The organism is Campylobacter sp. RM9331 (assembly GCF_020137685.1).
GTDB lineage: Bacteria > Campylobacterota > Campylobacteria > Campylobacterales > Campylobacteraceae > Campylobacter_E.
In genome coordinates, this window is record NZ_JACGBA010000007.1 from 39,396 (window position 1) to 64,255 (window position 24,860).

Below are 24,860 nucleotides of genomic sequence, written 5' to 3' on the forward strand. Positions count from 1 at the left end.
GTTATTATAATAACTTGGGTCGCTTTTATACCCACAAGCAGAAAACAACAAGGCAGCAAGTAAAACAATATGGTGGAATTTAAAAACATTGAAAATATTCATAATATTCTTTCTTCTCATAATAAAAACCTTTTATTTTTAAAGATTAATAAGCAATTAAAATTATTTATTTTAAGTATGCCACCTGACCTTAAATATAAATTAACTCAAAAAGGTGTAGTTTGTGATGTATTTAAAAAATATAATAAAAATTGCTTTAGAATTAGAGTTTATCATCCGACTTTAGCACAAGATTTAAGAAATGATTCAACTATAAAAACATTAAAAGAACATATTAAAATATATAAAAGAATTAATCCAAAGGACGCTGCTATTTTAAATCTATTTGAAGAAGAAATTATAATTAATTCTAATGCTATTTTAAAAGCATATATTGATTATGAAAAATCAAAACAACCAAAAATATTTTTAAAAGACTTAATGTGTGAGAATTTTCAAAATCTAGCGATATATGAAGAGCAAAAAATATTAATAAATAATCTAAAAGAAAGTATCAAAAAAACAAATGCAAAAATCAAATCTCTTAGACAAAATTAAATCATTACCAAATTCTTCTGGAGTTTATAGATATTATCATAATAATACCTTGCTTTATGTAGGTAAAGCAAAAGATTTAAAAAAAAGAGTTAAAAGCTATTTTGCCTTTACTCCAAGCCTTAGAGCAAATCCTAAAAACTCTCCTAGAATTATAAAATTAATTGAAGAAGCAAATAATTTAGAATATACCGCTACAAATAGTGAATTAGACGCACTGATTTTAGAAAATTCATTAATTAAACAAATGCGACCAAAATATAATATTTTATTAAGAGATGATAAGACTTATCCATATATTTGCTGTGATTTAAAAGAAGCTTATCCAAGATTTGAGATAACTAGAAAGGTTAAAAAAGACCCACTGACTAAATATTATGGGCCTTATGCTAGTGGGGCTAAGGATTTGTTAGAAGCATTGTATTTATGTTATCCATTAAGACAAATGAAAAGCTGTAAAAAAAGATGTATATTTTATGATATGTCAAGATGTTTAGCTCCTTGTGAGTTTAGCGTTAAAGATGAATATGAAAATATCTTAAAACAAGCCTTACAAGCTCTTAAAAATCCAAAACAAATGCTACAAATTTTAAATGAAAAAATGTTTAGATACGCTGATAATGAAAACTACGAAGAAGCGGCAAAAATAAGAGATATGATAAATCATATAAAGAATTTAAATCAAGAAATTGAAGTGGATTTGGCAAAAGATGTTAGTTTTGATGTATTTGCAATAACCAATAATAACGAATTCTTATCAAGCACTAGATTAGTGATAAATCACGGAAAAGTAATAAGCGTAATAAATGAAAAAATATCTAATAAAGAAGGTGATTTTTTAACCCAATTAATACTAGCAAACTATAAAGAAGGAATAATTCCAAACAATATTTATATAGAAAATCACAATGAAAATATAGAACTCTTAGAAGAATACTTAAGCAATCTTGCAAATCATAAAGTAAATATAAAAATAGCAAAAACTTTAGAGATAAAAAAACTAATTCAATTAGCTAAAAACAATGCTTTAATAAATCTTGAAAAGACTGAAAATAATATAGCAAATAAACTAAAAAGCTTTTTTAATCTTAGCAATACTCCTTATAATATTGAAGTATTTGATAATTCACATTTTCAAGGTCAAGCAATAATCGGAGCTTTAGTTAGTTATGATGTGTTTTCTAATAGTTTTAATAAAAATAATTATAAAAGATTTAATCTTACTAGCAATAACGATTATGAACAAATGAGAGAAATGCTTACTAGAAGGATAAATTCTTTTGATAAATCAGCCTGTCCTGATTTGTGGATTATAGATGGTGGAAAGGCTTTATTAGATTTAGCAAACGAGCTTTTAGCTCAAAATGAAATCAATTTAGATGTAATTGCAATTTCTAAAGAAAAATTAAATCATTTAGCACATAGAGCAAAAGGTGCTGCTAGGGATAAAATACATTTTAAGGATAAGGAATTTAATCTTAAAACAAGTGATGAAATATTGCAATTTATTCAAAAACTAAGAGATGAAGCACATAGATTTGCAATTACTTGTCATCAAAATGCAAAAAGAAAACAAGATATAAAATCATCAAAATTAGAGCAAATTGGAATTTCAAAAGCTAGTATCGTAAAATTATTAAAATACTTTGAAAATTATGAAAATATATACAATGCAAGTTATGATGAAATAGCAAAAGTAACAAATAAAAATGTAGCAACGAAAATTAGCCAAATTATTAAGTAATCATTTAATTTAATAGACATAATTATGCTCTAAATTATATAAAGGATTGTTGTGTTCCCAAGCTTGTTTAATATATTATTATGTGCTATTTTAATAGCAAGTTTATTTATAGAAAACCTATTAAATCAAACAATTTTTACAATTATTCTAGCAATAATTTTGATATTTAATGCTGTTAGTTTTATGGCTGCATTAATTAGAAAAAAAAGTGCTAACCAAAAAATAAATATTTTAAAAGAAATTTTAAAAAGTTTAGGTGCTAATAGCGATAACTTAGATTTGAATAAGAATTTAAGATTAATCGTTGATGAGGTTGGTAAAATCAAACAAAAAATGATGGCTTTACAAAATCACAATGAATTTTTACATAAACATTTAATTGATAATGCTAAACAATTAAAGAATATAAATGCCGTGTTATCTTATACAAATGATAAGAATTTAAATCAAATTAAAGAATTAATAGAAAAGCATAATGAAGATAATATTCAAAATATATACTCTTTAACAAAAACTACAATTACATACGAAACTAATTACGATAATTTTGATAATGAGTTAAATCCTAATTTTGCAGGTGCAAAAATAGCTATTTTAAATAATGATTTATTAGAAAACTTTTTGCTAGAAACATTACTAAATCAATACGGAATTAGTGTTGATTTTTATACAAAAATTAATGATTTTTCAAATTATGCCTGCGTTATAGCTGATGAAAATTTTAATTATAAAGAAAAAAATACAATTATCTTAAGTGAAAATTGCAATAAAGATAGTTTTTTAAAAAGACCTTTTAATAAAAATAAATTAAAAAATATTTTAGTAACAATGCTAAATGATTATAAAAGTGATATGAATACAACAAATTATCAAAACGATGTATTAATATTGCTTAGTTCTGATATGCAAAGTGATTATTTATATCATATCGCAAATAAACACGCAAAATTGAATAAAAAAGTAGATAGTATAAGTTCATTTAAAGATGAACTAAAAAATAATTATAAAATCATTGCCATTGGATATGAGGCTATTTTATTTGATTATGAAAGTTTAGTTAGTAATATTAATCAAGTAAAAAGCGAAAATCCAAATACTTTTATAATGTTATTTTTAGGCAATAAACACGCTAAAAAGAATTTAGATTTTGCAGATTTGATTATTAAAGATGCTACAGAAACACAAATTGCAGAAGTAATGAAGAAATATTTATGATTAGATACTTGCTTTTTAAATACCTAAGATTTGATAAATCAATGCCATTTATTATGATTACTAAGCTACTTGCTTTTATCGGAGTAGCTTTAGGAGTTTGTGTTTTAATAATAACTATGGCAGTAATGAATGGAATGAATAAAAGCTTTATTGATAAATTACTTACTATGAATTATCCAATTACTTTATATCCTAAAACCACATTAATTGATGAAGAATTAATAAATGAATTAAGTAAAGATTATAAAATTAGTCCTTTTATTCAAACACAAGCCGCTATTAAATATGGTAATGAAATGAGAGGTGCTATAATTTTTGGGATTGATTTTGAAAAAGAAAAAGAAGTAAATAAAATTTTTAAAGATTATTATTTAAATTCTAATTTGAAATTCCCTGCAATTTTAGGCAATTTACTAGCTTCAAGATTAGAAGTTAATAAAGAAGATAAAATACATATAATTTTTACAAATCTTAATGCAAATGCTTTTAGTATTACACCTAATATAAAAAGTTTTTATGTAAATAATACTTTTCATTCAGGTCTAAATGCTTATGATTCATCATATGTATATGTAGATATTAAAGATTTACAAAAGGTATTAAAAAATAATGACATTACAGGCATTCACATAGATACTACAAATCCTAAAGAAGAAATTAAAAAATTAAATGAAAAATACAAAAATAATTATTTTTTAGTTGGCTGGTGGGAACAAAACGGCAATATTTTAAGTGCAATTGATTTAGAAAAAAAAGCATTATTTTTTATTTTAATGATGATAGTAATTATTGCTAGTTTAAATATAATTACTTCTTTATTTATGATAGTTTTAAATAGAAGAAATGAAATAGCCCTACTTTTAGCGTTAGGAACAAGCAAAAGCGAAATACAAAAATCATTTTTTACCATTGGTTGTTTTATAGGATTTGTCGGAATTATTTTTGGTTGTTTATTAGGATTTTTTGGACTTTGGTTTTTAGATACTTTTGATATTATTTCTTTACCAGCTGATGTTTATGGTAGTTCAAAATTACCTATTAATTTAAGTATAAGTGATTTTTGTTTTATTATTTTAGGTGCTAGTTTAATAGTAGTGTTATCATCACTTTATCCAGCATATAAAGCAAGTAAAATTGATGTGTTAAAAACTTTAAGAAACGAATAAAAAGGAGTTATGTTATGCAAATGTTTAAAAAAGAAGATATGAGAAAAGTTGTAGATTTTTTTACTGCTAATATTTATAGGTATTTTTATGATATAGATTTTGAATTTTGTCTTACTTATATAAAAAGTCCTGATGAAGAGCATAGAAAAGTAATTGCTAGTATTTTAAGAAAAACTGATTGTGTATTTGAACTAGATAGCGGAATAATAATATTATTTTCTGGAACAAGTAAAGAAAAAACACAAATAATAAATAATGAAATATATGATTTTTTAAATACTAAAGCAAGAGATTGTGTAGCTTTTTATCCTTATGATGGAGATAATTTTGATGATTTAATGTTAAGATTAAATAATCTTACTACTAAAAACTATAAAGTAAATATCTTAAATGAATCAAATTAAACATATCATTGATTTATTAAAGCAAGGAAGAAATGTATTTTTAACAGGTGGTGCAGGAGTTGGAAAATCCTACACCATAGAAAAAATAATAAAAAGTGAAGCCTTTAAAACCATAGTCTTAGCAAGCACTGCACTTGCTGCTATTAATATTGGCGGAGACACTGTTCATAGATTTTTTAAACTAAGACTTGCAAAAAACATTAATGAGCTAAAAACAAGTAAAGATGATTTAATGGCTTTAAATAAGTCTTTATCAAATATAGATTTAATAATAATTGATGAAATTTCAATGATTAGTAGTGATGTTTTTGATATGATTTATTCAAGGCTTTTTGGTTATAGCAATATAAAATTACTAATAGTTGGAGATTTTTATCAACTCGAACCTGTAAAATCCGATGGAAATTATGCTTTTTGCTCTAAATATTGGAATGAATGTAATTTTAAGGTGATTGAGTTAATTACCCAGCACAGAATGGAAGATAAGGAATTTTATGAAAATCTAAGAAGTATTAGGATTGGCAATATAACTAATACTTGCATAGAGTATTTTAAAAAGTATAAAATTCAAGATGATATAAATAATTATGATGATTATACAATTATTTGTGGCACCAATGAAGAAGCAAAAAATATAAATAATGCTAAACTTAAAAAAATTGATGATGAAGAATATGTTTTTAACTCAAGTATTAAAAAAAATACAGAATTAAATGAAGAACAAGAAAAAGAATTTAAACAATGGCTAAAAGCTCAACCAATTGAAGAAGAATTTATTTTTAAAATTGGAGCTAAAGTTATTTTTACTTATAATTCTGATAATTATTATAATGGAATGCAAGGAGAAATAATTGCGTGGGATAAAAGTGAGCAGGAACTAAAGATTAAATCTAATAGAATGATTTATTCAGTTTATCCTAAAGAATTTTTATATTTTAACGACCCTGAAATAGCAGCTAGCTATAGGGTTAATCCTAATTTAGTTGATACCAAACCTGATGCTATATTAAAAGCATTCCCACTAAAATTATCATATGCTATTACCATACATAAAAGTCAAGGAATGAGTATTGATAAACTAATTTGCAAATGCGATAGGATTTTTGCACAAGGTCAGCTATATGTTGCATTATCAAGAAGTTCAAATCCTAATAATTTTAAAATTATTTTTAATGGAAGTGATAAATCGTATGAGAATTTGTTTAGACTAAAGGCAAAGACAAATCAAGTGGTAAAAACATTTTATCAATTTTGCGATAAGGAGCAATTATGAAAAAAATAATGCTAATATTTTTTAGTATTTTTGCATTTGCGAATAGTATAGAAATTAATAATTTTGAGACCGATTTGTATTCAAAATCAAATGGGCTTAAAAAAATTATTTTAAGTTTAAAAATCATAGGAGATAATGTTAATAACGAAAATGATTATATACAAGATAGTATTAATATGGTGATTTCTAGCTATTATTACGAAGATTTATTTACAGAACTTGGTAAGGAAAATCTCAAAAAAACCATAATAAAATACGCAGGTAAAAAATACTCTGTAAATATTGATGATATATTAATCATAAATCTAAAAAGCAAAGATAGTGCAGAAGCAATAAAAGAGATATTAAAAGACGCAAATTTAATATAAAAATTAATAAATAAGTTCATAAATTTTAGAACTTATTTAAAATTATTATCATAAATTATTAGCTAAATCTTTATCTTGAGAGTATTTAATATAACCCAAAACAAAAGCTAAAATAATTATTAAAATTACGAAAAATAAAATATTTAAAAAAGAATTTAAAAAAACAATAGGAAATTTAATAAATAAAAAGCTCATATAATTAGTAAAAAAAGCTTCGTAAAAATCCACACATAAAAAATACAATAAAATAGCTGGCAATAAGCCTATTTTAAACATAGAAAAAATCTGATTTTTATTTTGTATATTTTTATATTCTATTTTTAAAAATTGTTGATAGGCTAGTTTGATTAAATACATAAACACAAATGATAAAAGAATTTGAATTGAAACATTTGAAGCAATATAATCAGACAAATATTTAAAAAACATCAAAAAAGATATATAAGAAATGATATATCCATCAATCTTAGAAATAACCTTTAGCATAATTTTTCCTTTTAATAGAATTTAAAATAAGAATTTTAAATTCTTATTTTAAATCTTATCTTACTGATATTTTATCAAATCATTAAACCCAGCTTCGCTAAATCCTTTTAGTCTTAATTGGCAAGATTCACATTTACCACAAGCTAAATCATTACTATCATAACAACTATAACTAAGCTCTAAAGGTGCTTTTAGGCTCATTCCAAGTTTTACTATTTCTGATTTTTTTAGCTTGATTAAAGGAGTAATTATTTTAATATCTTCTCCACTACCTTCTTTTATAAACGAAGCGGTTTTTTCAACGAAATCTAAAGTAGTATCAGGATAATTACTAGAATCCTCACTAACTAAGCCTGTATAAATCGCACTAGCATTAAATCTTTGTGCAACAGCAGCAGCAATACTATAAAAAATCCCATTTCTAAAAGGCACATAAGTATTTGGCAATTCACCATTTTTACCTAATTCATCTTTTGGAATTTCTAAACTCATATCAGTTAAACTAGAGCCGCCAATTTGTTTGAAAAAATCCATATCCACAACTAATTTTTCTATATTATAAAACTTGCAAATTTCATTAAAAGCTTGTAATTCTCTTTGCTCTGTTCTTTGACTATAATTAAAATGAAGGGCTATTACTTTATAGCCTTCATTTATAGCACAAGCAGTGCTAACGCAACTATCTAGCCCTCCACTTAAAATACTTATAGCGATTTTACTCACTTATATTCCTTTACAAATTCTGCGATTTTTTCTATACCTTCTATGATATTTTCCATTGAAGTTGCATAAGAAATTCTAAAATACCCACTCATGCCAAATCCACTTCCTGGCACGCAAGCTACTTTTTTATCATCTAAAAGCTTAGCACAAAACTCAATATCATCAGGATTAATACTAGAGCAATCAATAAATAAATAAAACGCCCCGCTAGGTTTTACGCTTAATTTAAGCCCATTAATGCTATTAATCATTTCACAAGCTTTATCTCTTCTTTTTTTGAATTCTTTTTTCATCATCTCAATATCTTTATCAATCTCTCCAACTAAAGCAGGAACTGCAGCAGCTTGAGTTATGCTACAAATATTACTTGTGCATTGACCTTGAAGATTTTTCATTAATTTATTTAATTCTTTATTTTTACTAGCACTATAACCAAATCTATATCCTGGCATTGCAGCACATTTGCTAAGTCCATTTATTGTAACCGTGCGTTTTAGTGCATCTTCGCTTAAACTTGCAAACGCTACAAATTCTCCATCATAAACTAATTTTTCATACATTTCATCAGCTAATACAACAATACTAGTGCCTTCTAAAACTTTAGCTAATGCCATTAATTCATCTTTTGAATATAAAGCTCCACTAGGATTACTAGGATTATTTAATATTAATATTTTCGTTTTAGGTGTAATTGCAGCTTTTAATTCATCAGCACTGATTTTAAAATCTTTTTTAGGAGTTACAATCACAGGAACTCCACCTGAATACTTAACTTGCTCTGGATAAGTTACCCAATAAGGAGCTGGGATTATTACTTCATCACCATCACAAACAAGTGCTTGAATTGCATTAAATAAACTATGTTTAGCACCAACATTTGCTATTACTTCACTTGTCTCATAATCTAAATTATGGTCTTTTTTAAGCTTAGTGCAAATTGCTTTTAAAACTTCAGTAGTTCCAGATACTGGAGTGTATTTTCCGCATCCATCATTTATCGCTTTAATAGCTGCATTTTTTACAACTTGCGGAGTATCAAAATCAGGCTCTCCTGCACTAAAACTAATAACTCTTACACCTTGTTCTTTTAGTAATTTTGCTTTAGCTGTAATTGCTAAAGTTATTGATTCTTCTAAACCTTTAATTTTTTCTGAAAATTGCATATTCTCTCCTTTTAAATTTTCTTTAAATATCCATTATCGTGCATAAATATGAAAAGCTCACCTAAAATATGTTTTTTAGTTTTTTCATTTATTAATTCCGAAGAATTTATTTTATCTTGAATTTTTTCATCAATTTCACGAATATCGTAGTCTAAATCTTCTAAAATATCCCTAATTGATTGACTTTCAATAATGCTTTCAATCTCATAACCTTTATCATCAATATCAATACTAACTTGAGTTGGATGGGTAAATAAATTATGCTTCATTCCTAATACTTCTTGATAAGCACCAACTAAGAAAAATCCTAAGAAATAATCTTCTTGCTCTACATCAACATCGTGTAAAAATAAAGGACGCTTAGCAGCATCAAATGATATTTCTCCATCACTATCACAAGTTATATCCCAAATACTAGCCGATCTTGTTGGTTGAGTATCTAATCTATCAAGTGGCATTATAGGAAATTCTTGCCCTAAGCCCCAAAAATCTGGCAAACTTTGAAACATTGAAAAATTGACCAAATATCTTTCTTGAACTTCTTTTTGAGTTCTTAATAAATGTTTTGGACTTAGCATAGAAACTGCTTTTTTACCTATTAGATGAACCAATATTTCAGCATTTGAGCGGTCTTGTAAATCTACATATCCTAAGTCAAATAAGGTTAAAATACTATCTAAATGATCATAACTATCGTGCATATATTCTACTGCATTGCTTGGCTTTATATTTTTGTATAAATCACATAATTCATCTATTAATTGTGGGTTTTTTTCTTTTAACTGCATTTTGCTTTCTGAATATTCTTGAGAAAATAGTTCAAGAACAGGTGCTACTAATACTGCGTGAGAACCGCTTACAAAACGACCACTTTCTATATAAATATTTGGCTCTATTTCTTGTTTTTGTGCTGCAAGAGTTTTTAGAATAAATACAATATCATTTGCATATTCGCTTAAAGTATAGTTTCTTTGAGAAGTCTTTTGAAATTGTGAATACTCAATTGCTAAACCACCACCAATATCAATATTTTCAAGGTTATTTGCACCCATTTTGCGTAATTCAAAATAAATATTTCCTGCTTCACTTAAAGCTTTTTTTAAAGGATGTATTTCATTAATTTGTGAGCCTATATGAAAATGTATCATAGTAAAACAATCTAATAAATCATTTTCTTTTAAAAGCCCTACTGCTTCTATTAATTCAGTTGATGTTAGACCAAATTTTGAATTAATCCCACCACTTTTAGCCCAAGTTCCACTACCTAAAGAATGTAGCCTTACTCTAAGACCGATTTTTGGTTTTATCCCAAAACGCTCTTTTGCTGTTTTGATAATTACTTCAAGCTCATTAATACCTTCAATAGTTAAAGTTATATTATGCCCCATTTCAGCAGCGATAAAGCCCATTGTTATTAGTTCTTTATCTTTAAAGCCATTAACAGTTATTGGAGCATTTTCGTTGTTATAAGCCATAGCTAATAATAATTCTCCTTTACTACCAGCTTCAAGACCATAATTTAGATTTTTACCAAGTTTTACAAGACTTTTTACAAAACCAGGAAATTGATTGACTTTTAGTGGATAAACAGCATTAAAACTACCACGATAATCAAATTCTTTAATGGCATTATTAAAATTTATATAGATTTGTTCTATTTGTTTTTTAATCAAATGATTAAATCTTAAAATTATAGGACCTTTATATCCATCATCTAAAAGAGTATTTACTATATCAATAATGGCAGGTTCGCTTCCGTATTTTAAACATACCTTGCCATTTTTAATGATAAAATTATCATCTCCCCAAATATCTATGCCATAATCATTCATAAAATTTCCTTTAATTCATCGTATTTTATACTTTTTTGTTCGCCACTTTCTAAATCTTTAAAAAATACTTCATTTTTACTAGCTTCATCACTACCAATTGCAATAAAGTATTTATAGTTTTGTTTATTCGCTATATTTAAATGTTTCGCTAATTTTTTTGCTTCGTAATTTAGATTAATTGTTTTTCCGTTTTCTCTTAAATTATCAACTAATTTATAAGCAATTGGCAATAATTCTTCATCTAATATACAAAAATAAGTATTTTGTAATTTTTGCTCTATATTTTTACTTCTTAAAATATCCATAACACGCTCAACACCCATAGCAAATCCAACGCCATAGCTTTTAGCTCCGCCTAAATACTCAACCAAATAATCATATCTTCCACCACCAGCTATTGCAGCCTTTGCACCTATTTCGCTACTTTCAAACTCAAATGCTGTTTTTGAATAATAATCAAGCCCGCGAACCAATCTTTCATCAATTACAAAACTAATCTCATTATCTTTTAAAATCTCTTGTAGTTTAATAAAATCAGCCCTACTCTCATCATCTAAAAACTCACTTAATTTAGGAGCGTTTGTTAAGTGTTTAGCACATTCATCGTTTTTACAATCTAATACTCTAATAACATTAGTTTGTGTTCTTTTAGCACAATCAGCACAGAATTTAAAACCAGAACTATTTTCAATGTTTGCAATATATTCTCTTAATGCTTTTCTATAGTTTTGAAGGCATTCAGGCGAGCCTAAAGAATTGATTTTTAAAGTATAATTAATATCAAGTTTTTTAAAGATTTTAGCAAGTATCATAATCACACTAGCGTCTTCATAAACATTAGCTATATTAAAACACTCTAAGCCAAATTGATGAAATTCTCTATAACGACCCCTTTGTGGTTTTTCATAGCGAAACATTGAGCCGTGATAAAACCATCTTTTAACAACTCCAGCTTTATCCATCTTATGCTCAATAAAAGCTCTTACAACCCCAGCAGTTCCTTCAGGTCTAAGACATACGCTATCCCCACTTTTGTCTAAAAACTCATACATTTCTTTACCAACTATATCGCTACTTTCTCCTACGCTTCTTTTAAAAAGCGGAGTAACTTCTAAATGTGGCACTTCAATATAGCTATAACCATAAGTTTTTGCTACTTCTTCACAAGTTTTTATAATCTTTTCGTAAATTAACGCATCATCATCTAATAAATCATTCATTCCTTTAATTGCATGTATCATTTATATACTCCTTAATCATTGTATTTATTTTATCTATACTAAGACTTGCATCTATTGTAAAAACTTTTAAATTTAAAGCCTTAAAAATCGCTTCATAATTTTCTTGAACTTTTAAAAAATATTCTACGCCTTTTTGCTCTATTTTATCAAGGCTTTTATTATTTAATCTACTTTCTAATAATTCCTTACTGCCTTTAAAAAATATTATATGATTAGGTAAAACATTATTAGTTGCAAATAAATTAAAATCCAATAATTGTTTGTAATCACTATCAACTTCATAAGCTAAATGAGAAAACAAACTCCTATCAGCTATAATAAATTCTTTAGTAAAATCAATTTTTGAAAATAATTCAGCCCTATCAGCTAAAAACAAAAACATTCTAGCCTTTTTACTCATTTCGTCATTTAAAATCAATTCTCTTAATTTTATTCCTAAAGTAGTTTCACCTGGTTCTTTTACAAAAATCGGCTGGAATTTAAAATAAGAATTTGGTAATTCTTGTAAAAGCTTAATTTGAGTGCTTTTGCCTAGAGTATCAATTCCTTCAAAAGCGTAATAATTCATTTTAAATCCTTTAAAATACTAGATGGGACTAATTTTGAAATATCTCCACCATGAGCTTTAATGCTTCTTACAATTGAGCTTGAAATAAAGGCATTTTTAAGGCTTGGCATTAAATAAATAGTGTCTATCTCTTCGTTTAATTCAGCATTTGCATAGTGCATTTGTAACTCGTATTCAAAATCACTCACAGCCCTTAAACCCCTTACAATAGTATATATTTTTTGCTCTTTTGCAAAATCTACCAATAAATTATCAAAACCTATTACTTCTACATTTAATCCACTTGTTGCATTTTTTACTAAATTAATCCTAGTTTCTAAATCATAATCAGGCTTTTTTTTATCATTTTTAGCAACTGCTATTATTAATTTATCAAAAATTTTTAAAGCCCTTTTTATTACATCTAAATGCCCATTTGTTATCGGATCAAATGTGCCTGGATAAATTGCTTTTTTCATTCGCTTTTCCATCTTTTAAATTTTTTATATTCAACTCCAAGCAAATCACACCATTTACCTATTACAAATTCTTTAAAAGAACTCTTAGAATATTTAGCGTAAATTGCAGGGGCTATTATACAGCCTAATTTATTTAATTTTAAAATATTTTTAAGCATTAATTCATTTAATGGCATTTCTCTTGGAGCTATTATGATTTTTCTATTTTCTTTAAGATTTACAGCAAAACTTCTTAGAATTAAAGTATCACTAAAACCATAACTAGCCTTTGCTAAAAAATCACTACTAGCATAATAAAACGCCGCATCAAGCTTAAAACTCCCACTTGATACAGGTGCAGCTAAATCATCATTTTTTAAAAGAATAATATTTGTATTTTTAATGTATTTTTTTAATTTTTTATTATTTTCTTCTTTTAAAACCTTTAAAGCACCTTTGCTAAGGATTAAATACACTTCATTTTCTTTGCTTAATACCTTAGCTAATTTTAAAGCCAAATTAACTCCACTAGCTCCATTAATCGCTACTAAAATTCTCATTTTATTAAGACCTGTTTTTCATTAATTATTTCGCCAGTTAGATTGTGTCCTTGAGTGTTTTTAAGGCGAATTCTTTGACCTTTTACTCCACTTTGCAAGGCTATTAAATCAACAAACACACTCAAATCTCCATCATCTAAAATACCAACTACACTATCATCTTTATTAATTAAATAATTTGGCATTAGCATAGAGGTTTTTATAATACTACCTGCTCTTACTTTGCTTTTAAACTTAATACTATTATCAAGTGTTCTTAAAGCATTATAAGGTAATTTTGAAAAATCAATTTTTTCACTTTTTAAATCAAATAGCCCTATTTCTTCATCTTTTAAGACATCTTTTTTTAAAATATAAACCTTAGTAAGAGCTTGTAATTTAAAAGATATTTGCATATCTTTATCATTGCAATTTGCTTTAAAAAATCCTTGTTTGCTAAGATTTGGATATGTAATAATTTTGCAATTATTAATATTAGGATTAAAACTAAGACTTTTTATTTCTAAAAATTCATCTTGTTTTTTCCAATGTTTTAATAATTCATCGCTTAAATTATTAGCAAACAAAACACCACTTAATAAAAATAAACTAAATACTTTGTTCATAAACTCTTACTTTATCGTTTTGCTTAATATCACAATCAATAGGACAAATTATGTAATGAGTGCATTTATTTAATGGAGTAATTTGTCCGCTACTAAGTTTTGCATTATTAAACGGAACAAAAGTATCATTTATAATATTTCCAATAACTACATTTTCTTTATTATTTTTAATTTTTAAATCCATTGATATAGGATATAAAAAACTTGGCTTTTCATATACAATTCCTTGCATTTTATAAATTAAAGCTCTTGCATAAATTAAAGCCCCAATATAAGCGCTCATAGGATTACCCGGTAAAACCAAAATATATTTATTATCTTTAAAATATAAGCTAACAGGACCTGCAGGTTTCATTTTTACCTTAGTAAAAATAGGCTTAAAACCTAGCTCATCTAAAGCTTTTTTGATAAAGTCAGCATCACCTACACTTGCAGCTCCGATACTTACAACTAAATCAAAATTATCTAAAGCACCTTTTAAAGAATTTAAAACAAACTCATATTCATCTTTTAAAACCCCTAAATAATAAGGTTTAGAAAAACTCTTAAAAGCAGAATAAATTCCATAAGCATTAGAATTATAAACACCAAATCCATTTGAATAAGGCTCAATAATCTCAAGACCACTTGCAAAAATACCAACTTTTATTTCTTTAATAACTTCAATATTAAAAACTCCATTACTAGCTAAAATCATAATAATTTCATCAGTAATAACGCCTTTTTTGATAATTAATTCGCCTTTTTTGTATTCTTCGCCTTCATATCTTATAGCTTCACCTACTTTTAAATTATCACTTGTAGCATACATTAAATCATCTTTAATAATAGAGTTTTCAACCATTAAAACACTATCAGCACCCTTTGGCACTCTTGCACCTGTCATAATCTTTACACATTCGCCACTTTTAATCTCGCATTCACTCATATCTCCTGCAAAAATAGTCTTTAAAACTTTAAGACCATTTTTAAACTCACTAGCCTTTAAAGCATAGCCATCCATTGCAGAATTTGTAAATAAAGGAGCATTGCATTTAGCATAAAAATCATTCGCTAAAACTCTTCCTTTTGCATCAAATAAATTAACAATTTCGGTGCTTTGAGTGTGATTAAGTGATTTTATATTTTCTAATGCTTCATTAATTGTCATTCTTCTTCCTTTAATTCAACTAATTTCGCACCTAATTTACTTAATTTCTCACACAAATTCTCATATCCACGCTCTAAATGATAAATTCTATGAATATTAGTAGTCCCATTTGCAGCAAGTGCAGCTAAAATTAATGCCGAACTAGCTCTTAAATCAGTTGCCATCACTTCAGCACCTTGTAAACTAGAAGTCTTAACATTGGCAATATGTCCATTTAGCTTGATATTTGCACCCATACGATTTAGCTCACTTACATGCATAAAACGATTTTCAAATAATCTTTCATCAATAATGCTTTCTCCATTTGCCTTAAGACATAAAGCCATAAATTGAGCTTGCATATCAGTAGGAAAGCCTGGATATTCGCTAGTTTTGATATTTGCCGCTTTATAATCGCTTGAATATACTTTAATACTATTTTTTAAAGTTTCGTATTTAATTCCCATTTCATCAAATTTTGATAATAATGCACCCAAATGCTCTGGAATTATATTTTTAACTTCTATATTTGATTTTGTAATAGCACCTGCACAAAGATATGTTCCTGCTTCAATTCTATCAGGAATAATTTCGCAAGTAAAATCAGTATTTAATTTGGTTACTCCTGTGATTTCAATGGTATTTGTCCCTATACCTTTTATATTAACACCTGCTTTTACTAAAAACTCGCATAAATTAACGATTTCAGGCTCACAAGCTGCATTTATTATAGTAGTTACACCTTTAGCATAAACTGCTGCTAAAATTGTATTTTCAGTAGCACCAACAGAAATTTTATCAAAATGTATTTTAGCTCCAACCAACTCTCCACTAGCTTTTACATAGCCATCAACTAATTCAATATTAGCACCCATTTTCTCTAAAGCACTTAAGTGCATATCAATTGGGCGTTGTCCTATAGCACAGCCACCTGGTAAAGATACTTCGCAAATTTTAAATCTACTAAGCAAAGGTCCTAAAACCAATATGCTAGCACGCATTTTGCGAACAATATCATAAAGTGCCTTTGTATTAAATACATTACTTGAATCAATTGTAACGCTATGATTATTTAGTTCATATGTAGCTCCTAAATTCTCAAGCAATCTTAACATAGTCTTAATATCTGATACTAAAGGAAGATTTGTTAAAGTGCATTTTCCTTTAATAAGTAAAGCAGCAGCAAGTAATGGTAAAGCTGCATTTTTAGCTCCACTAATTTCTACGCTACCACTTAATTTTGCATTACCTTCTATTTTTAAATATTTCATTCATTATCCTTTTGTATGTGAAAACCTGCCCAAGTTTGAGTAACAGGCATTAATTCTATTCTATTGATATTTACATGGTCTTTTAAATTAATAATACTAATAACTGCATCAGCAATATCTTCTGCATCAAGGTATTTTGTATTTTCATAAACTTTATCAGCTGCAATTTTATCGCCTTTAAAACGCACTTCGCTAAATTCTGTCTTACATAATCCTGGTGCAATATCAGTAATTTTTATATTATTTTTTCTTACATCATTTCTTAATGCGTGACTAAATTGACCTACAAAAGCTTTAGTTCCTGCATATACATTACCACCAAAATAAGGGTTATTAGCAGCAACTGAACCAAAATTAAATATGTGTCCGCCATTTTCAAGCATTCTTGGTAAAATCAAATGAGTTACATATAAAAGTCCTTTTATATTAGTATCAACCATAGTTTCAATATCTGCTAAATCTAATTTATAAAACTCTCCTAAGCCTAATGCCAATCCTGCTGAATTAACTAAAACATCAATTTTATTAAAATCATTAGGCAAATTATTTACAACATTTTTTAAAGCATTTATATCTCTTACATCAGCTTCTGCTATATATACATTATTTTTAAATTCATTTTCAAATTCTAATAATTTTTCCTTGCGTCTTGCGAGAACTACTACTTTATAATTATTCTTTAAAAGTCTTTTAGCAATCGCTTTTCCAAAACCACTACTAGCACCTGTTACAAACGCTGTTTTCATTGTTCTTTCTCCTTTAATCCTAATTTTTTTAAATACTCAATATTTTCTTTATTGTTATAAATCATCGCATAATCTAGTGCATTTAATCCAAAATTATCGCTTATCGTATAATCAGCCTTATTTTCTATAAGCAATTTTAAGGTATTTAAATTCGCTAAAGATGCTGCGTGTATTACTAAAGTCTTTGCAGGATGAATGTAAGAGCAAAAAGAAATATAATAAGGAAGATTTGTTTTTAGCTCTTCTTCACTATCAATTTGTTGTAAATTAAGATTAGCCCCATATTTTATAAGTAATTTTATAGTTTTAATATCGCTGATTTCAACTGCATAAAAAATCGCACTTTTACCAAGAGCATTTACATAATTAACATTGGCTTTGTTTTCTAATAAATATTCTAATGCTTCATAATAATCAAGTGCATAAAAAATCGCACTCTCATAACCTGAATTAATATTTGTATTATTTTTAGCTAAAAACTCTATTATTTTCATATCTTTTTTAGCTAATAAAGCTATTTTTAATAAAAAATCTAACTGATAATAATTTGGGCTAATTTCGTTAAGATATGCAATGCTATCTTCTGGATTTTCTATCTTTAAAAATTCAATATAAATATCATCAAGCTTAATAAATTTATTAATAGAGCCAAAAGCTCTCATTCCTAGCCTTTGAGTAAAATTCTCACAAGATTTTTGATAATTTTTAGAAGAAAGCTTTATAAAATGCTCCTTGTTATTGCTACAAAAATTATTTATTTCATTATTAAACTCATCAAATAATCTTTTATTGCCAATGCTTTGATAACCCCAATATTGAAAATAATCATAATATTTATCATAATCTTTTATAGGATTTTGATAAATATTTTTATCATTATAAGCTTTATTTAGCTCATCTATATAATTATTTAAATTTACAAAATAATCATGTCCGTTACACTCAACATTTCTTCCGCTAATTGTCTCGGCTAATTTAAATAACTTTTCATCACTTAATTCCTTTGAAAAAACAAAAGCACTAATTAATAAAAATACAATCTTTTTCAATACAAATCCTGATAATTTAATAGCCCTAACTTTAACATTTTTAAATAATTATTTGGTATTTTTTCGCACTAGTTTTAAATAAAAAATATAATTAAGTTTGTGCTAAATCAATATATATTTTTAATACTAAAATATAAAAATTACGCTTTTTTAAAGAAATTAATATTGAATTGTTATTAGTTTTTAATAGCAAAATTAGGAATTTAAATTCCTAATCTTTAACTAAGCCTTTTTTTAAATCCCTTATTAAAAATCTAGCAGGATGAAGTGCGTATTCGTATCTTTTAAACATTCCACTAGGTGTGTTGTTAAAATAACTAGCAATTAATCTTGCAGATGTTATCGCACTAGATAAACCCCTTGAACCATGAGCTGTATTTATAAAAATCCTACTTCTTGGAGAATTTACTTGCGGTTTATGTTTATCAAATTGTAAAGATTTATAAAGATTTTTATATTTTTCTTCATTAAAATAAGCTCCAACAATAGGAAATCTATCTGAAGAATAACTTCTATAACCAACCCTATTACCTATTACCAAATCACTAAAATCAGCTTTAAAAATTTCTTTAAAATTATTTATATTAATATCATCATACTCTCTACTTGCTTCAGCAATTAAGTTTCTATCATAAGTAGCACCTAATAAAATAATCCCATCTTTTGCTCCAGTTATATAAGCTTTTGAGCTAATTGGGTGCTTATATTTAATTTTATTTTTTAGCCAAGTTGCCTGACCTCTTACTACTGATAATGGTAAATTACTAAAGATTTCTTTAGAATATGCACCACTAGCAAATATTACAGCATCAAAAATCATAGTCTTATTATCAAAATCAAGCTCAACTCTATCATAAAATTCTCTAAAACTATTTAGTTTATAATTTAAAAATATCCTAGTATTGGATTTTGCAAAAATTTTAGGAACTAATTTACAGGGTTCTAATGTCCCACCATCTTTTAAATATGCAAAATCAAAATGTAATTTAATTAATGGATTATCCTTTTGTAGTTTAAATCTTTCTCTTAATTCATCAGTATATGCGTGCTCTAATATCCCTTCTAGGTTATAGCCTAATTTTTTATAAAATTTTGAGCTATGCCAAAACGAAAACTGACTAAATTCTCCTAACAAACTTGATGGATTTTGAATTAATGCTGTTAATAACCCTATTTTATTTCCACTTCCTTCGTTTGCTAAAGTATGGCTTTGCTCAAATACACTAATAGTTTTACCTAACTTTGATAGTTCATAAGCTATTGTAGCGCCTGCAATACCACCACCAATAATTGCTATATTATTAACTTCTAAATAATTTTTATGAAAATATCCTTCTATATCATCTTGTAAATCTTTATGTTTTAATATAGCAAGAGTGCTTTCTCTTTTTATTCCCAAATTAATATCGTGTATTTCAAATCCTAATTCAATTAAAGATTTTTTAAAATCAGAATTTGAACTATAACTAACCAATTTACCAGTTAGTTTTAATAGCTTTTTGACATATTTTAAAGTCTCTTTAGAAAACATTTCTTTATTTTTATTAGGAGAAAAACCATCAGCATATACAACATCAGCTAAAAAATCTAAATCTTTTAAAGCAATATTTACATCTTGAAATACCAAGTCAAGAACAACCCCATCAAATTCTATTCTATAAATTCCATCTTTACAAGGTGGGTAATCATTAATAAAATTATTATTTAACTCTATACCAAATTTATTACAAAAATATCTTATATCATCAATACTTTGGTAATAATTTTCAATCGCTACATAATGGAGTTTTATGCCTAAATCAATAGCTCTTTTTGCACTTAAAAAGAAATTTAAACCCAATCCAAAACCAAGTTCTAAAATAGTTAATTTATTAAATGCGTTACTAAAAGCATTATCTATATAAATTCCATTTCTTTCTTTTAAAGGTTCTTTTATGTTGTAATAAAAATCATCAAAATCTAAAGAAAAAATCTCATCATTTTTTAAAATCCAATTCGCCTTTTTCATAAAACTTCCTTATTTATTTTTAACAAAATAACTCTCAATTCCATTTACAATACCATTTACCAAATAATCCTGATAAGCACTATCTGCGATATTTTTACCTTCAATAGGATGTGATATATAGCCAACCTCAATCAAAACAGCAGGCATTAAAGCACCAACTAAAACCCAAAAAGGAGCTTCTTTTACGCCACCATCTCGCTTTAAATATCCCTTAGGTATATTATTTAAAATACCACCTTGTATATCAATAGCTAACTTATTAGATGAAATAATTTTTTCTCTATTTAAAAAATTCAAAAAAGTTTGTTTAGAAAAATAATTCATCTCTTCAATATCACTTTTATTTTCTATTGCAGCTGCGTTTTTACTTCTTTCGCTTCTAGCTGGAGAGAGAAAATATGTCTCAATTCCATATATTTTATCAAATTTTGTCTTATCCCCGATAGAATTTGCGTGAATACTTATAAATAAATCACTTTTTTTATCATTTGCCATTTTAGTTCTATCTCTTAGATTTATATAAACATCTTTTTTTCTTGTTAAAAATACTTTATACCCTTTGTTTTTTAGAGCTTTTTCTAATTTTAGAACTATTGATAGAGTAATGTTTTTTTCATATCTGCCAAAAGCAGTTGCACCTACATCTTTTCCACCATGACCTGCGTCTAAAGTAATTAATAAATTTGATTTTTTAAATCCAACTTCAACTTTTTCACTAATCTCATCAGTGCTTACTTCTAAAGAATTATTATTTATATTAAAAAATATTTTTTTAGTATTCTTAGAGTATAAAACCACTCTTACCTTTTTAGGATTAAATTGTAAAACACTAATAGAGTATGTTTTAAAATCATAATTTTTCCTACCACCATTTAAAACTGCGTCAAATTCTAAAATTTGATTGTTGTTATAGCTAAAAGTTTTAATATCATCATTTGATAAAGAGTTGTTTAAAGTCAATAAAACCCCATTATCTTTTTTAACGGCTTTTGTAATTGTTATAGGTTTTTTGTTTTTATCATTTGTAATATTATTTGTAGCATTATCATTACTATCTAGCTTCGTATTTATATTACTTTCTTGTTTGTTTTTATCGTTAGTAGTAGCATTTTTTACATTATTATTTACTTTAGTATTATTATCTAATTCTTTTTTATCTTCAACTAAAGATTTTTTTATTTGAGTAGTATTTTCTTGCTTATTTTGCTCTTGCAAATTACCATCTATAGTAATAAGTAAAACATTATTATCAATCTTATAATCTAATTTCAAATCAGATTTTGACCTTAATACAAATCTTACTTTTTCCGGATTAAATTGAACCAAACTTACTTCATAATTTTTATCTATGAAATTTTGTTTTCCTATATCTAAAGCAGCATTAAATTCCAATATTTTATTTTTTAATTCTTTTGTATTATAGATAATACTTTTTATATTATTATCAAAATCTCCTTTTAATGATATTTCTATTGTATTATTTGCCTTATTAATTTTAGTTATATAAGTTTTTTTTACTTCTTCTTGTTTTGTTTCTGGCTTATTTTGACTATTTATATTTTTAGAATTTAAAGTATTTGTTGTAGTTTTAGTATTTTGTGTTTTGGTATTTTGAGTATTAATTGATTTTTGCTCTTTAGCTATATCTTTAGTCTTTTTTGCATCAGTATTATTTATGTTATTAAATGAAATCTTATTAGGATTAATACCTAAATCTTGTAATTCTTTTTGATATGTAGATGAATCAAGTTTTAATGTTTTTGAACTTAAAATAATTCTTTTTAAAACTTCTTTTTTGGTATCAATATCATCAGAAATTATACTTTTAATATATATAGTTTTTAATCTCTGATGAATTGCTAATTGTTCTGTTTTGCTAGATAATAAAAAACTCTTATCAAAATTAACAAATTCTTCATTTAAACTACTAGCAAACAAAACAACGCTTAGTAATAATAGTAAGATTTTATTCATCTTCACCATTAACTAATTTTTCAATCAACTCTTTAACACTAATTAACTTATTTAATCTATATCCATTAGCACCTGTAAAAAATAATCCACTTTCCTTTTTTCCACTATAAGCATCATAAAGTCTTTCTGCAATACAATATCCTACCTTTTTAGCGCCCCTACCACGCTCACATGGTGCAACGCAATTTGCTATACAAGAAATTTTAGGAGCAGTGCCTTCTTCTATCATTTTTTGAAGGTTTGTTCTAATACCACGAGCAGGATAGCCAACAGGACTTTTTAGCAATTCTATATCTTCTTTTTTAGCATCTAATAATACTTGTTTAAATTCAAGTGCAGCATCACATTCATAAGTTCCTATAAATCTTGTTCCCATTTGAACCCCATTTGCACCTAAACTAATAGCATTTAAAATGTCATTTTTATTCCAAATTCCACCAGCTGCAATTAAAGGAATATTATCTCCCCATTCATTAAGTTCAGCTCTAACTTCAGGAATTAATTTTTCTAATTGATAATTTGGGTCTATACATTGTTCATATGTAAATCCTTGATGACCACCACTTAAAGGCCCTTCAAGAACAACTGCATCAGGCAATCTATCGTATCTTTGAGTCCATCTTTTACAAATTATTTTAAGTGCTTTTGCTGATGATACAATAGGAATTAATGCAACATCAGGAAAGTCTTTAGTAAATTCTGGCAAATTTGTAGGTAATCCTGCACCACTAATAATTGCATTAAAACCAACATTACAAGCGTCTTTTACTATTCTTTCATATTCGTTTGATGCGTGCATTATATTACAGCCTAATGGTGAGTCATTACAGATTTTTCTAGCATTAGTAATTACAGCATTAAGTCCTTTTGTAGAATAAAAATTCTCACTTCCATAAGGTTTGCCATTTAGTTCTTTGTTAATATGTGCTCTATTTTCATAAAACCCAGTTCCAACCGAACTAATAATACCTAAAGCTCCATTTAAACTAACATTACCAGCTAATTTATCCCAACTTATTCCAAGTCCCATACCTCCTTGAAATACCGGCACTTTTAATGTAAAATTTCTTATTTTTAATTCTGGTAAGCTCATTATTATCCTTTTATTATTACTTTTGCAAATTTTCTTTTTCCAACTTGAATTATAAATTCACCATTGCTTAATTTTAGTTGTTCATCGCTAATTTTTTCTCCATTAACACTTACAGAATTAGCTTTTATAGCTCTTCTTGCTTCACTACCTGAACTTGCCAAATTAGTATCTTGCATTAGTTTTATAATCCATTGTTCTTCATTAAAATTAAACTCCACAATATCACTTGGAATTTCATTTTTACTATGAATATTATCAAACTCATTTTTCGCATTAATTGCTAAATCTTTACCCCAAAATCTCTCAACTATTTCTAAAGCCAAATTTTCTTTAGCAACCTTTGGATGTAGAGTATTGTTTTTAATATTGTCAAAAATATCATTAATTTCTTTTGTTGTCTTAAAGCTTAAAAGATTGTAATATTCTTTCATTAATTCATCACTTATACTAAGTAATTTTGCATACATAGAATTTGGTTCTTCACTAACTCCGATATAATTACCCAAACTCTTACTCATTTTATTAACACCATCAAGACCTACTAAAAGCGGTAACATTATAATACCTTGCTCTTTACCTGTATTATAAGTTCTTTGTAATGTTCTACCCATTAATAAATTAAATTTTTGGTCAGTTCCACCCATTTCAATATCACATTTTAATGCAACGCTATCATAACCTTGTAAAAGTGGGTATAAAAATTCGCTAATTGATATAGGGCTTTGTTCTTTAAATCTTTTCGTAAAATCATCTCTCTCAAGCATTCTAGCTACACTAAAAGTTGATGTAAGTTCAACTATGCCAACTGCTCCTAAAGCATTAAGCCAAGTTGAATTAAATTTTAATTCAGTTTTTTCTTTATCTAAAATTTTAAAAACTTGCTCTTCATAAGTTTTTGCATTTTTTAAAACTTCTTCCTTGCTTAATTGTTTTCTAGTAGCACTTTTGCCTGTTGGATCACCTATTTGAGCAGTGAAATCTCCTATTAGGAATTGAACTATAGCACCATGATTTTGCAAAAATCTCATTTTGTTTAAAATAACACTATGACCTAAATGTAAATCAGGTGCAGTTGGATCAAACCCAGCTTTTACATAAAATACTTCGCCCTTTTCATAGTAATTTTTAATCAAATTCTTAATTTTTTCTAAATCAATAAATTCTGATACACCGCGTTCTAAATCATTATAAATTTCATTCAAATTCATCTT

24 protein-coding genes are annotated in these 24,860 nt (G+C 26.5%); 7 read left to right on the forward strand and 17 right to left on the reverse strand.

Annotation, left to right across the window (positions count from 1 at the left end):
• The first annotated feature begins 69 nt into the window (after positions 1-69).
• The 7 genes from AVBRAN9331_RS04420 to AVBRAN9331_RS04450 are packed head-to-tail and all read left to right on the forward strand — an operon-like array spanning position 70 to position 6,764.
• Entirely contained in the window at positions 70-597 is a 528-nt protein-coding gene (locus AVBRAN9331_RS04420; RefSeq protein ID WP_214117551.1) for a hypothetical protein, read from the forward strand.
• Positions 566-2,338, forward strand: coding sequence for an excinuclease ABC subunit UvrC (gene uvrC / locus AVBRAN9331_RS04425; protein WP_336612478.1), 1,773 nt, complete (start codon positions 566-568; stop codon positions 2,336-2,338). The genes AVBRAN9331_RS04420 and uvrC overlap by 32 nt, the downstream gene beginning before the upstream one ends.
• 51 nt (positions 2,339-2,389) lie before the next feature.
• Complete coding sequence (locus AVBRAN9331_RS04430) at positions 2,390-3,553, forward strand: hypothetical protein (protein ID WP_239803701.1); 1,164 nt, start codon at positions 2,390-2,392, stop codon at positions 3,551-3,553.
• On the forward strand, positions 3,550-4,719 hold the full coding sequence (locus tag AVBRAN9331_RS04435; protein ID WP_336612479.1) for an ABC transporter permease: 1,170 nt from the start codon (positions 3,550-3,552) through the stop codon (positions 4,717-4,719). Before AVBRAN9331_RS04430 ends, AVBRAN9331_RS04435 begins: the two co-directional genes overlap by 4 nt.
• Positions 4,720-4,733: 14 nt before the next feature.
• A complete protein-coding gene (locus AVBRAN9331_RS04440) occupies positions 4,734-5,123 on the forward strand; it encodes a hypothetical protein (protein WP_336612480.1) in 390 nt (129 codons plus the stop codon).
• Positions 5,110-6,396 carry an ATP-dependent DNA helicase gene (locus tag AVBRAN9331_RS04445; RefSeq protein WP_214117556.1) on the forward strand — a complete coding sequence of 429 codons (1,287 nt, stop codon included), beginning with the start codon at positions 5,110-5,112 and terminating at the stop codon, positions 6,394-6,396. The genes AVBRAN9331_RS04440 and AVBRAN9331_RS04445 overlap by 14 nt, the downstream gene beginning before the upstream one ends.
• Complete coding sequence (locus tag AVBRAN9331_RS04450; RefSeq protein WP_336612481.1) at positions 6,393-6,764, forward strand: flagellar basal body-associated FliL family protein; 372 nt, start codon at positions 6,393-6,395, stop codon at positions 6,762-6,764. Before AVBRAN9331_RS04445 ends, AVBRAN9331_RS04450 begins: the two co-directional genes overlap by 4 nt.
• Before the next feature lie 48 nt (positions 6,765-6,812).
• Here AVBRAN9331_RS04450 and AVBRAN9331_RS04455 read toward each other — a convergent pair whose 3' ends face one another.
• The 17 genes from AVBRAN9331_RS04455 to tyrS form a co-directional block, all read right to left on the reverse strand.
• Entirely contained in the window at positions 6,813-7,250 is a 438-nt protein-coding gene (locus AVBRAN9331_RS04455) for a hypothetical protein (RefSeq protein WP_336612482.1), read from the reverse strand.
• A gap of 60 nt (positions 7,251-7,310) precedes the next feature.
• On the reverse strand, positions 7,311-7,973 hold the full coding sequence (gene queC, locus AVBRAN9331_RS04460; protein ID WP_336612483.1) for a 7-cyano-7-deazaguanine synthase QueC: 663 nt from the start codon (positions 7,971-7,973) through the stop codon (positions 7,311-7,313).
• Positions 7,970-9,136, reverse strand: coding sequence for a pyridoxal phosphate-dependent aminotransferase (locus AVBRAN9331_RS04465; RefSeq protein WP_336612484.1), 1,167 nt, complete (start codon positions 9,134-9,136; stop codon positions 7,970-7,972). The genes queC and AVBRAN9331_RS04465 overlap by 4 nt, the downstream gene beginning before the upstream one ends.
• A gap of 11 nt (positions 9,137-9,147) precedes the next feature.
• Complete coding sequence (speA, locus tag AVBRAN9331_RS04470; protein ID WP_214117561.1) at positions 9,148-10,968, reverse strand: biosynthetic arginine decarboxylase; 1,821 nt, start codon at positions 10,966-10,968, stop codon at positions 9,148-9,150.
• The gene (gene hisS, locus AVBRAN9331_RS04475) at positions 10,965-12,209 is read right to left on the reverse strand and encodes a histidine--tRNA ligase (RefSeq protein WP_336612485.1); all 1,245 of its coding nucleotides are present in this window, start codon (positions 12,207-12,209) and stop codon (positions 10,965-10,967) included. Before hisS ends, speA begins: the two co-directional genes overlap by 4 nt.
• Positions 12,193-12,777, reverse strand: coding sequence for a dTMP kinase (gene tmk / locus AVBRAN9331_RS04480; RefSeq protein WP_336608558.1), 585 nt, complete (start codon positions 12,775-12,777; stop codon positions 12,193-12,195). The genes hisS and tmk overlap by 17 nt, the downstream gene beginning before the upstream one ends.
• Positions 12,774-13,235 (reverse strand): pantetheine-phosphate adenylyltransferase, encoded by a 462-nt coding sequence (gene coaD / locus AVBRAN9331_RS04485; protein WP_214120471.1) that lies wholly within the window; start codon positions 13,233-13,235, stop codon positions 12,774-12,776. Before coaD ends, tmk begins: the two co-directional genes overlap by 4 nt.
• Complete coding sequence (locus AVBRAN9331_RS04490; protein WP_336612486.1) at positions 13,232-13,774, reverse strand: UbiX family flavin prenyltransferase; 543 nt, start codon at positions 13,772-13,774, stop codon at positions 13,232-13,234. The genes coaD and AVBRAN9331_RS04490 overlap by 4 nt, the downstream gene beginning before the upstream one ends.
• Entirely contained in the window at positions 13,771-14,379 is a 609-nt protein-coding gene (flgA, locus tag AVBRAN9331_RS04495; protein ID WP_336612487.1) for a flagellar basal body P-ring formation chaperone FlgA, read from the reverse strand. Before flgA ends, AVBRAN9331_RS04490 begins: the two co-directional genes overlap by 4 nt.
• On the reverse strand, positions 14,363-15,529 hold the full coding sequence (locus AVBRAN9331_RS04500) for a molybdopterin molybdotransferase MoeA (protein ID WP_336612488.1): 1,167 nt from the start codon (positions 15,527-15,529) through the stop codon (positions 14,363-14,365). The genes flgA and AVBRAN9331_RS04500 overlap by 17 nt, the downstream gene beginning before the upstream one ends.
• Positions 15,526-16,779 carry a UDP-N-acetylglucosamine 1-carboxyvinyltransferase gene (murA, locus tag AVBRAN9331_RS04505; protein ID WP_336612489.1) on the reverse strand — a complete coding sequence of 418 codons (1,254 nt, stop codon included), beginning with the start codon at positions 16,777-16,779 and terminating at the stop codon, positions 15,526-15,528. The genes AVBRAN9331_RS04500 and murA overlap by 4 nt, the downstream gene beginning before the upstream one ends.
• Positions 16,776-17,525, reverse strand: a complete 750-nt coding sequence (locus AVBRAN9331_RS04510; RefSeq protein ID WP_214117569.1) for an SDR family NAD(P)-dependent oxidoreductase — start codon at positions 17,523-17,525, stop codon at positions 16,776-16,778. The genes murA and AVBRAN9331_RS04510 overlap by 4 nt, the downstream gene beginning before the upstream one ends.
• Positions 17,522-18,574: an ankyrin repeat domain-containing protein gene (locus tag AVBRAN9331_RS04515; RefSeq protein ID WP_336612490.1), complete on the reverse strand. Its 1,053-nt coding sequence runs from the start codon at positions 18,572-18,574 to the stop codon at positions 17,522-17,524. Before AVBRAN9331_RS04515 ends, AVBRAN9331_RS04510 begins: the two co-directional genes overlap by 4 nt.
• Before the next feature lie 211 nt (positions 18,575-18,785).
• Positions 18,786-20,582: a bifunctional tRNA (5-methylaminomethyl-2-thiouridine)(34)-methyltransferase MnmD/FAD-dependent 5-carboxymethylaminomethyl-2-thiouridine(34) oxidoreductase MnmC gene (gene mnmC / locus AVBRAN9331_RS04520; RefSeq protein WP_336612491.1), complete on the reverse strand. Its 1,797-nt coding sequence runs from the start codon at positions 20,580-20,582 to the stop codon at positions 18,786-18,788.
• 9 nt (positions 20,583-20,591) lie between these two features.
• Positions 20,592-22,556 carry an N-acetylmuramoyl-L-alanine amidase family protein gene (locus AVBRAN9331_RS04525; RefSeq protein WP_336612492.1) on the reverse strand — a complete coding sequence of 655 codons (1,965 nt, stop codon included), beginning with the start codon at positions 22,554-22,556 and terminating at the stop codon, positions 20,592-20,594.
• The gene (locus AVBRAN9331_RS04530) at positions 22,549-23,649 is read right to left on the reverse strand and encodes a nitronate monooxygenase (protein ID WP_214117573.1); all 1,101 of its coding nucleotides are present in this window, start codon (positions 23,647-23,649) and stop codon (positions 22,549-22,551) included. Before AVBRAN9331_RS04530 ends, AVBRAN9331_RS04525 begins: the two co-directional genes overlap by 8 nt.
• A 2-nt stretch (positions 23,650-23,651) precedes the next feature.
• Positions 23,652-24,857 (reverse strand): tyrosine--tRNA ligase, encoded by a 1,206-nt coding sequence (gene tyrS, locus AVBRAN9331_RS04535; protein WP_336612493.1) that lies wholly within the window; start codon positions 24,855-24,857, stop codon positions 23,652-23,654.
• Positions 24,858-24,860: the final 3 nt, after the last annotated feature.

Excerpts from the sequence above, each read along its gene's own strand:
- AVBRAN9331_RS04420 (WP_214117551.1), top strand. The coding sequence starts at position 70 with ATGGTGGAATTTAAAAACATTGAAAATATTCATAATATTCTTTCTTCT.
- tmk (WP_336608558.1), bottom strand. The coding sequence starts at position 12,777 with ATGAATTATTACGCTTTTGAAGGAATTGATACTCTAGGCAAAAGCACT.
- speA (WP_214117561.1), bottom strand. The coding sequence starts at position 10,968 with ATGAATGATTATGGCATAGATATTTGGGGAGATGATAATTTTATCATT.
- hisS (WP_336612485.1), bottom strand. The coding sequence starts at position 12,209 with ATGATACATGCAATTAAAGGAATGAATGATTTATTAGATGATGATGCG.
- AVBRAN9331_RS04440 (WP_336612480.1), top strand. The coding sequence starts at position 4,734 with ATGCAAATGTTTAAAAAAGAAGATATGAGAAAAGTTGTAGATTTTTTT.
- murA (WP_336612489.1), bottom strand. The coding sequence starts at position 16,779 with ATGAAATATTTAAAAATAGAAGGTAATGCAAAATTAAGTGGTAGCGTA.
- AVBRAN9331_RS04525 (WP_336612492.1), bottom strand. The coding sequence starts at position 22,556 with ATGAATAAAATCTTACTATTATTACTAAGCGTTGTTTTGTTTGCTAGT.
- coaD (WP_214120471.1), bottom strand. The coding sequence starts at position 13,235 with ATGAAAAAAGCAATTTATCCAGGCACATTTGATCCGATAACAAATGGG.
- AVBRAN9331_RS04450 (WP_336612481.1), top strand. The coding sequence starts at position 6,393 with ATGAAAAAAATAATGCTAATATTTTTTAGTATTTTTGCATTTGCGAAT.
- flgA (WP_336612487.1), bottom strand. The coding sequence starts at position 14,379 with ATGAACAAAGTATTTAGTTTATTTTTATTAAGTGGTGTTTTGTTTGCT.
- AVBRAN9331_RS04510 (WP_214117569.1), bottom strand. The coding sequence starts at position 17,525 with ATGAAAACAGCGTTTGTAACAGGTGCTAGTAGTGGTTTTGGAAAAGCG.
- uvrC (WP_336612478.1), top strand. The coding sequence starts at position 566 with ATGCAAAAATCAAATCTCTTAGACAAAATTAAATCATTACCAAATTCT.
- AVBRAN9331_RS04455 (WP_336612482.1), bottom strand. The coding sequence starts at position 7,250 with ATGCTAAAGGTTATTTCTAAGATTGATGGATATATCATTTCTTATATA.
- AVBRAN9331_RS04445 (WP_214117556.1), top strand. The coding sequence starts at position 5,110 with ATGAATCAAATTAAACATATCATTGATTTATTAAAGCAAGGAAGAAAT.
- AVBRAN9331_RS04435 (WP_336612479.1), top strand. The coding sequence starts at position 3,550 with ATGATTAGATACTTGCTTTTTAAATACCTAAGATTTGATAAATCAATG.
- AVBRAN9331_RS04490 (WP_336612486.1), bottom strand. The coding sequence starts at position 13,774 with ATGAGAATTTTAGTAGCGATTAATGGAGCTAGTGGAGTTAATTTGGCT.
- AVBRAN9331_RS04530 (WP_214117573.1), bottom strand. The coding sequence starts at position 23,649 with ATGAGCTTACCAGAATTAAAAATAAGAAATTTTACATTAAAAGTGCCG.
- AVBRAN9331_RS04465 (WP_336612484.1), bottom strand. The coding sequence starts at position 9,136 with ATGCAATTTTCAGAAAAAATTAAAGGTTTAGAAGAATCAATAACTTTA.
- AVBRAN9331_RS04500 (WP_336612488.1), bottom strand. The coding sequence starts at position 15,529 with ATGACAATTAATGAAGCATTAGAAAATATAAAATCACTTAATCACACT.
- mnmC (WP_336612491.1), bottom strand. The coding sequence starts at position 20,582 with ATGAAAAAGGCGAATTGGATTTTAAAAAATGATGAGATTTTTTCTTTA.
- tyrS (WP_336612493.1), bottom strand. The coding sequence starts at position 24,857 with ATGAATTTGAATGAAATTTATAATGATTTAGAACGCGGTGTATCAGAA.